Genomic DNA, 8225 nt, shown 5'->3' on the forward strand with positions numbered 1-8225 from the left:
TTTCGCGATGGCGTTTGCGTACTTGCAAACCCCAAACGAAGCAGCTTGAAAAAATTCAGCTGGATATGCCAATTTCGCACACCTATATAACCAAAATTGTCAGACAGTTTGATTATTGCAACTGTCATTATGCAATTTTGGACAGTGACTTGATATCAATTTGCCATCATGAATTATACACGATCACCTGATCTTGGGTAACTCCAAAGAAGCCAGGCACTTAGTCTAAAAATGTTATAAAATGTCAAATAGCATGCTAAGCTTATATGGCAACATTCTTAAGCCTCCAAGCACTTGAGTCGGACGATATGGTTACCGCAGGACGCACTTCCAAACAGCAGGATGCTACCATTTTGACTTTTACGCGTACCCAAGCGCTGGCAGAAAGCCTGCAGCAGTTGACTGCTTCAGAAGCGTTACATATCGACACCTCAATCCCTTTAAAATCACCGAACCAGATGTGTGAGATGGATTCCGTCGACGCCATTTTCATTGAGGTTAATGCTCCATCGGCCATCGATGAAAGCCTTGATCTCGTGAAGAAAATTCGCCTCGCAAGTCATGCAAGCGACATTTTCATGCTATTCACCCACCCCAAATCATTTTCAAGTGCGAATTGCTACCTCGCCGGGGTGGACCACTGCGTCAAGTTGCCAGGCGATCAGCTAGAAAAAACCAATTTACTGTCAACGATATTCCATGACTCGGTCTGGAACGCCAAAATAAAACTGACGCTGGATCGGACAAGACTCCTATTGTATGCGGACGTAAACAAGGTTGAAATCTCATATACAGAGATGACAATACTTGAGGCACTGATCAACGCACCGCAACACATCATGAGCCATAACAGTATTGCCAAAACACTGGACCCGAATGTCGTATTTTATGATCCACGCGCCTTGGAAAAGACCATCAGTCGACTGCGCACCAAGATCAGAAACGCTTACAACATTGAATTGATCCACAGCGTTCGAGGCTTCGGCTATCGACTGCGCCGCGGCGTAATTAGCACCTAAAAACAATAAAAATAGACCTACCTGAGCTGACCCACATTAGCGCCGCCATTGAATGGCACGCGAAAGGCTGCTGCTTTATTTTTTTCAGGACCTATAACCCTGAAAATATCCCTAAATCAGAGACCTATCAGTATGAGTGTGATATTCGACAATGGCCGCGACCAAACACGCGTGAATTTCAAAAGCGACATTTCGAGGAAAACACCCTACGGTGGATTCTCCACAGAGCGTAAGCTGCCAATCCCCGGCTATGTCACCTACAGACATAAACATTCGCTCAACAGCTCCTGTTTTGGCGAGAAACACTCCCTTTCGGATATATTGTCAAAGCCCCAGGAAGACGAGATGTCAAGGTATATGCACCTTAGAATTGAAGGTACAACATCATTGGACAGTGATGTTTTTTTCACCTACACCTCTACCGATGCATTGCAAAATGCCACCACTCGCGCCGCATTGATCGCCGAGACTCATCGTCCAAAAAAAAATGCGTATGCGGCGACTGATGCCAAGTCGTTCAGGCTTAATCACCGTGAATTGTTCAACGCAAATATCTGTATCTCGCTGACCACCATCGAGTCACTGCTGCTCAAACAATTGGTGCTGAGTGACCGCAGGGTTTGCAGCAAAGCAGAACTGATCATGGCCATCCGTCGAGATCCTGCGACATACACCGGCCTCGAAATGTGCCTGAGCAGGCTACAGGACAAGTTTACCAATGCCTACGGAGAGCGCTTGTTTCGCTCAGTGAGAAATCGGGGCTATTGCTTGGTGCAGGACGTAAAATCGACTCAGCTGACTACCACTGGCAAGCAATAGTATCTTCTTAAAACCTGGCACTATTTTCTGGCTGGCCCATCGACGCGAGGATGTCTCCTGACTGCTCGATCCGCTGGCAAACAGAACCCTGTTGCCACCTATTGCTGACAGCACTAAAAAGCGGCATATCGCTCCAGCAGCGTTATAAAACGTCGGACACCGCTTTTCGTCAAAACATTATCATTACCACATCGTACAGTCTTCCGCCTGGGAAGTTTTGAATGATAATTGCGCACGAAGCCCGCAGCGACTCCAACCGAGTCGACAGCGACTTCAATACGGATAGTCACTTCAAAAGGTCTGCACCTTGATACATACCCGCATCGATCGAAAATCCGTAGCTAAAGGCCTGACGTTTTGGGGCCAGTGGTTCGCCGCGATGAGTTGCGTTGTCGCACTTCTATTTATGCTGGCGTATTACCAAACGGGCGCCATCGAATTTCATTATAGAATATTGGCGATTCTGACGGTGCTGGTTTCCGTGCCGGTGTACTCTGCGCTCCAGGTGTACTACAAGAGACATGATTATCTCAACGGCCTGGCTCGTCTGCTGCTGGGCTGGACAATCATCTTGGCCGGTCTATTTAGCATCGGCTTTATCACCATAGCCATTGATTTGTATTCTCGTGAAACGATCATGGCATGGTCAGTGTTCGGTTATCTCGTGCAGATGGTTACTTACTTACTCTTGCACAATCTTTCCAAATACTATCATCAGAAATTCAACCACCAATACAATAGTTTGATTATTGGCACCAATGGTATCGCGCTAAAATTGGCCGACACTTTTTCCAAGCAGAATCAATTCCCCCTCGTCGGTCTTGTCCGCTCCGTATCGGGTCACAGTGTCGCACCATCGCCTTTGATCGTCGGCGAACTTGAAGAACTGCGAAGCCTCATCACCACGCACGAGATCAAGCGCTTGTATATCGCGCTGTCGCTCAGCGAAGCGCAACATATCGAGGCACTGTACATTGATCTTCTTGACCTGAACGTCGATGTCGTCTGGGTTCCTGACCTGGACAGCATGATGCTGCTTAATCACTCCGTAAGTGAAGTAGCCGGCTTAGCCGCGATCCATCTCAATGAAAGCCCCCTGACCAGCTACCCCACCGCCGCCTTAAGCAAAGCGTTGGTGGATCGCTTCATATCGCTCACTGCCATTATATGCTTGAGCCCGTTGCTGATCGCTGTTGCCGTCGCCGTCAAATTATCCTCGCCGGGTCCAGTTCTTTTCAAACAGAAGCGCCATGGCTGGAACGGCAAGATTATCAAGGTCTGGAAATTCCGTTCCATGCACATGCATGATGATAAACATGTGCAGCAGGCAAGCCGGCAAGATTCACGGGTGACAGCAGTAGGTCGCTTTATTCGGCGCTCGTCGATTGATGAACTGCCGCAGTTGTTCAATGTGCTTCAAGGGCATATGGCTCTGGTCGGACCACGGCCCCACGCTATCGCTCACAATGATTATTACACCGGTAAAATACATGCCTATATGGCCCGCCATCGAATCAAGCCAGGTATTACCGGCCTGGCTCAGATAAGCGGCTGCCGTGGGGAAACCGACACCATCGACAAGATGCAAAAGCGTGTCGAGATCGACCTCGATTACATCAATAACTGGTCACTGTGGCTTGATATAAAGATCCTGATCAAGACGCCTTTTACGCTGATATCAAAAGATATTTACTGACATTGATGAGCGCCTTGCCTGTGGACAAGCTGCGGCGCAACTCATGAATACGACAGGACAGAGCGCCCATCCAATGCAGAAACTCAACTCCATCGAGAGATGAGCACTGACGAGAGAAGGGCGTTTTGGAGGAATGTATTCTAATGCCTAAAGCAGCCATTACGTATTTTCAAGGCGCCGCGGGCTGGGGGCGTATCAAGTGTCGAGATCGTTACACGGTCGCTTCCCGGGCTTGCATTCGGATCAGTTTTTCGACAAAGAATTCTTGATGACCACGAGGCTCAGCCTGCAAAGGCCAGTGATTGATTTTCAACGCCAGCGAGTCCATTGCTTTCGAAAATCCGGAGCGCGGTAACGCATCATAAATTCCGCGTTGCTGCTGCACGACCTTGCGTATTGAGTCGTCATAAGGGACTGACCCTGCAAACTGGAGGGTGACATCTAGGAATCTATCGGTTAATTCCGACAACCGTTTGAACAGCCGAAGCCCCACATGGGTACTCTCCACCATGTTGGCGAGCACTCGAAATCGATACATCCCATGGCCAAGATGCAACGAGCTGATTAACGCATAAGCATCGGAGAGCGAAGTCGGGTCGTCGGTCAGCACTACCAGGACTTCGTGGGCTGCCCGAACCATACTGACAACTGACTGACCAATGCCGGCCGCGGTATCAATGATCAATACATCCAGACTGTTATCAATGTCATTGAAAGATTGAATCAGTCCTGCGTAATGAGTTGAATCCATCTCGACCCGCTCATTGAAACTCGATGAAGCCGGAACGATTCTAATGCCCAGCGGACCCGTATGGAGAATATCCTTCAACTCGCAATAGCCCTTCATCACATCAACGATAGTGAGTTCAGGAGCAAAACCGAGTTGAACATGCACGTTGGCCAGTTCGAAATCAGCGTCAAACAGCACAACCCGCTTGCCTGACTTGGCGACAGCCAAGGCCAGATTCACCGCAATACTGGTCCTGCCTACCCCACCCTTTCCACTCGTTATCGCGATGACTTGTATTGGGTGCGTACCAACACAACTTTCGTCACTCATTTTCAATCTACCTTGATCAAATCGGCGGCCATCCTTTGCAAACCTGGAGCCGAAGCACTGCATTTAAAATATCGAGTGATTAGCACTAAACTTAACTTAACTTAACTTATCGTAGATACGATAGCCTTGTTAAAGCGCAAATTTTTAGCAGCTCGATAGAAATTTTTTCACCGTAAAAAACTCGCGCGCTGCCCACTACAGCAACACAAAGGCGTAGTTCTCGTCGACGATACCATCTGGAATATTGGTGAATCTGACGATTTATAACTTACGAGTCAAAACAATAAGCGCACCACACTATCGCGTGCATCCACTCCCGGTCAATCCCAAGACTATTCGGTTGAGGATGATGATGGACCTTTCATCGCTGGAATAACATGGATCGCTGTTACGGGCCTAATAGTGCATCCGTGACCTAATCAACAATCACCGGGCAACCGACAGGTCACGCTAGCGGAATTATGCCAGCACCAGAACCTTCTCAGCCTTGTCCCGCAGCTGCTGCCGATTGGCCAGCCCGTTGAAACCCCCATTGATCCGACGGGTTATGGTTTCGAACTTGCCGGCATCGTCCAGCAAGCTCAGCCCTTTTGTTGCCAAGCACCAAGTGGCAGACAGGCAGGCATATTCTGGCTGTTCGAGCAGTTCCGGGTGATTGACTAGATCAAGACTGAAGGCTTCGTCGCACGCTGCATAGTTTGTGCGGTGATCTGGATCAGGCCGCGCCCGTGGTACTAGAAGTCATCCCCAGCCACGGTTTGCGGCTCCTGAGTGAAATCAATACCTGTCAAAACACCAAGTATCGGGGATGGGTATGGGCCTATAAAAAATCAGGGGATATGGATGTTCTCGAATGACGGCCTTTCACCGAGTAAGCCTCTATGCTCTTCGAGGTGATTCGGGAGTTTTCTCCAGCAATCTGAGCATGCAAAAATTTCGATTGCGGCGTCAGCTCTAATCCCATACATATTTTTTGAATCTGCATCGGCACGAACGGATAAAAGTAATGACCGCAATTGTTAATGACGGCGGCATCCTCTCCCGCGCCTAATGGGGGTAAACCCATGACTAACAACTTCGTGGGCATGCTGAACGTGGGTGGAGATCGTGGAAGATCCTTGAAGAAAACGCGGTCATTGAGCCGTAGAATGTTTGGCATCCTTCCGAGGGTCTGGCATGGTGGTCGAGCAGTAATGTGCTTGCACCGCCGATCGCTTCCGGCGTCGCGAACCCAGCTCGGCCTTTTTCGCGGTAGCGCTAAATAACCGACGGTGCCTGCCGATAGTCAAGACAATGCCCCGACGCCGGGGATTTTGAACAAGTAGTGGTGGGTTAAAGGTTATGAAAGAGATCTATCTCCTGATCGAGCATGGTATGGATCAAGGCGAGGTTTATGTACTTGGCTGGTTCGACGATAAAAAGCGGGCTGACGAAGTGGCCGAGGAGAAGGAGTGGGAGGCGTACCGCGCAAGCTTGAAAGCGGAGCATCATTGGTCAACTCAAAAACCTTTGGCTCCAGACCAAACGAAATATCGTCGGTTCTGGATCAAAGAGATATCCAAATTTGATTGCGCTCCAATTCCTAGGTCATCCGCTGTCCATTGACGATCTGACCAAGCTCGTCAGGCTAACGGAACTACACCGGCACCGCCGCATGCAGGTGGCCGGTATAAGCCGGGATTTAGTCCGCATCAGGTGTAATTTGCCAAATCGTTGGCTACAGGTCAGATCGCATTTCGATGCAGCTTCCTGCTAGGGGGAACTGGTAGTAGTGACAGCTGCCTTATAACTATCGGTGGCAATATTTTTCTATGAAGCAGTCAGTTAGTCAGCATCGGACATTGTAAGAAATCTTCTGCCTGCTTAGACTGCCCCGAAAATATGGATGCACCACCCAATTAAGGACTCACATGATCAAGAAATGCCTGTTCCCAGCAGCCGGTTATGGCACTCGCTTCCTCCCCGCAACCAAGGCCATGCCCAAGGAAATGCTGCCGGTGGTAAACAAGCCACTGATCCAGTACGGCGTTGAAGAAGCACTGGACGCCGGGCTGACCGAGATTTCCATCGTTACCGGTCGCGGTAAACGCGCCCTGGAAGACCACTTCGACATCAGCTACGAGCTGGAAAACCAGATCAAGGGCACCGACAAGGAAAAATACCTGGTCGGCATCCGCAAGCTGCTCGACAACTGCTCGTTCTCCTACACGCGCCAGACCGAAATGAAAGGCCTGGGCCACGCGATCCTGACCGGCCGTCCACTGATCGGCGACGAACCTTTCGCCGTGGTCCTGGCGGATGACTTGTGCGTCAACCTCGACGGTGACGGCGTACTGACCCAGATGATCAAGCTGTACAAGCAGTTCCGCTGCTCGATCGTTGCCATCCAGGAAGTCGATCCGCAGGAAACCCACAAGTACGGCGTCATCGCCGGCGAAATGATCCGCGACGACATCTACCGCGTGCACAGCATGGTCGAGAAGCCAAAGCCGGAAGACGCGCCGTCGAACCTGGCGATCATCGGTCGCTACATCCTGACTCCGGACATCTTCGACCTGCTCGAAGATACCGAGCCAGGCAAGGGCGGCGAAATCCAGATCACCGACGCCCTGATGAAGCAGGCGCAAAACGGCTGCGTCATGGCCTACAAGTTCAAGGGCAAGCGTTTCGACTGCGGTGGCGCCGAAGGCTACATCGACGCGACCAACTTCTGCTTCGAGAATTTCTACAAGACTGGCAAGGCTTACTGATAGTCTGACTCGCTTGTATTGAAAAGCCACCTTCGCATGTGGCTTTTTTTATGTGCGTTCAGAGTGGAAGCGCTTCGATTGCCTGTCGGTAAGTGGCGGCTTCATGCTGGAGTCGACAGAGCCCATCGACTGGTCTGCACCTGAGGCATGAGGCGATAGCGTCACAATCTATAGAAGACGTTTTTTCTGAGACGGCACTAGTTGAGTCATTACGAACAGAAAGGAGTTTATCGTGAAGCCGTATGACCTTGTAACCCAAGAAGATGAGTGGGGCTGTGGCGCCGCGTGCGTTGCTTCGCTTCTAGCTATTCCGTATCAGGAGGCAAAGCAACTCGTAGAGAAAGTTAAAGGACAATCTGTCAATGCTGGGTTACCTGGCCTTGAGCTTCATCACATCGCGATCGCGCTTCAGGAAAAACGTGTCAAGGTAATCGCTGATTGGGATCCTACTGAGATTCCCGACGGGACGATTGTTTGTATCTCAGGGGAACCGCCGTATGACGGCGATCATTACATCTTGAAGACACCCGACGGGTGGATGGATCCATGGTACAACCTCGACGAAAACAAGAGGGAGGCACGGTACCGAAAAACGTATCCGAGAGGGACTTCTTTCCTCGTCGCGCTGGTGCCGGTGAGCGACTGACCATTCAGCCTGGCTGAGCGCACGGTCGCGATGCTGCATCGTTAATGCGCGCGAAGGGGTATTAGCTGAGCGCACTGCGCGTAACGGAATTATCGTTAAACACCAGGTACAAAAATCTATGGTCACCCCCATTTTTGCAATACTGATTAACGGGTGGTGTGGTTGGCTTGCTTAAATCTATCCGGCGTCTGTTTGGGGCATGCCCCAGCGCCACGATGAGAGTCGCGCCTGACGG

The 8225-nt window shown here is 50.3% G+C and carries 7 protein-coding genes; 6 read left to right on the forward strand and 1 reads right to left on the reverse strand.

Features of this window, described 5'->3' with window-relative positions:
* Positions 1-266: 266 nt before the first annotated feature.
* From F8N80_RS07130 to F8N80_RS07140, 3 genes are all read left to right on the forward strand, one after another.
* Entirely contained in the window at positions 267-1019 is a 753-nt protein-coding gene (locus tag F8N80_RS07130) for a helix-turn-helix domain-containing protein (RefSeq protein ID WP_224790651.1), read from the forward strand.
* A 132-nt stretch (positions 1020-1151) separates the two neighbouring features.
* Positions 1152-1838, forward strand: a complete 687-nt coding sequence (locus tag F8N80_RS07135) for a winged helix-turn-helix domain-containing protein (protein WP_150783562.1) — start codon at positions 1152-1154, stop codon at positions 1836-1838.
* A gap of 307 nt (positions 1839-2145) precedes the next feature.
* Positions 2146-3534 (forward strand): undecaprenyl-phosphate glucose phosphotransferase, encoded by a 1389-nt coding sequence (locus F8N80_RS07140; protein WP_224790652.1) that lies wholly within the window; start codon positions 2146-2148, stop codon positions 3532-3534.
* 211 nt (positions 3535-3745) lie between these two features.
* On the opposite strand, the gene F8N80_RS07145 is transcribed toward F8N80_RS07140, so the two are convergent.
* Positions 3746-4594, reverse strand: coding sequence for a MinD/ParA family protein (locus F8N80_RS07145; protein WP_150783563.1), 849 nt, complete (start codon positions 4592-4594; stop codon positions 3746-3748).
* Between the two features lie 1341 nt (positions 4595-5935).
* On the opposite strand from F8N80_RS07145, the gene F8N80_RS07155 reads away from it, so the two are divergent.
* From F8N80_RS07155 to F8N80_RS07165, 3 genes are all read left to right on the forward strand, one after another.
* Positions 5936-6199 (forward strand): hypothetical protein, encoded by a 264-nt coding sequence (locus F8N80_RS07155; protein WP_150783564.1) that lies wholly within the window; start codon positions 5936-5938, stop codon positions 6197-6199.
* Between the two features lie 305 nt (positions 6200-6504).
* Entirely contained in the window at positions 6505-7344 is an 840-nt protein-coding gene (gene galU, locus F8N80_RS07160) for a UTP--glucose-1-phosphate uridylyltransferase GalU (RefSeq protein ID WP_150783565.1), read from the forward strand.
* Between the two features lie 232 nt (positions 7345-7576).
* A complete protein-coding gene (locus F8N80_RS07165; protein WP_150783566.1) occupies positions 7577-7990 on the forward strand; it encodes a hypothetical protein in 414 nt (137 codons plus the stop codon).
* Positions 7991-8225 lie beyond the last annotated feature (235 nt).

The organism is Pseudomonas fluorescens, from assembly GCF_902497995.1.
Lineage (GTDB): Bacteria > Pseudomonadota > Gammaproteobacteria > Pseudomonadales > Pseudomonadaceae > Aquipseudomonas > Aquipseudomonas fluorescens_BK.

What these genes read in the sequence shown, in the direction of transcription:
- F8N80_RS07130 (WP_224790651.1), top strand. Translation starts at nt 267, where the DNA reads ATGGCAACATTCTTAAGCCTCCAAGCACTTGAGTCGGACGATATGGTT.
- F8N80_RS07135 (WP_150783562.1), top strand. Translation starts at nt 1,152, where the DNA reads ATGAGTGTGATATTCGACAATGGCCGCGACCAAACACGCGTGAATTTC.
- F8N80_RS07145 (WP_150783563.1), bottom strand. Translation starts at nt 4,594, where the DNA reads ATGAGTGACGAAAGTTGTGTTGGTACGCACCCAATACAAGTCATCGCG.
- F8N80_RS07155 (WP_150783564.1), top strand. Translation starts at nt 5,936, where the DNA reads ATGAAAGAGATCTATCTCCTGATCGAGCATGGTATGGATCAAGGCGAG.
- galU (WP_150783565.1), top strand. Translation starts at nt 6,505, where the DNA reads ATGATCAAGAAATGCCTGTTCCCAGCAGCCGGTTATGGCACTCGCTTC.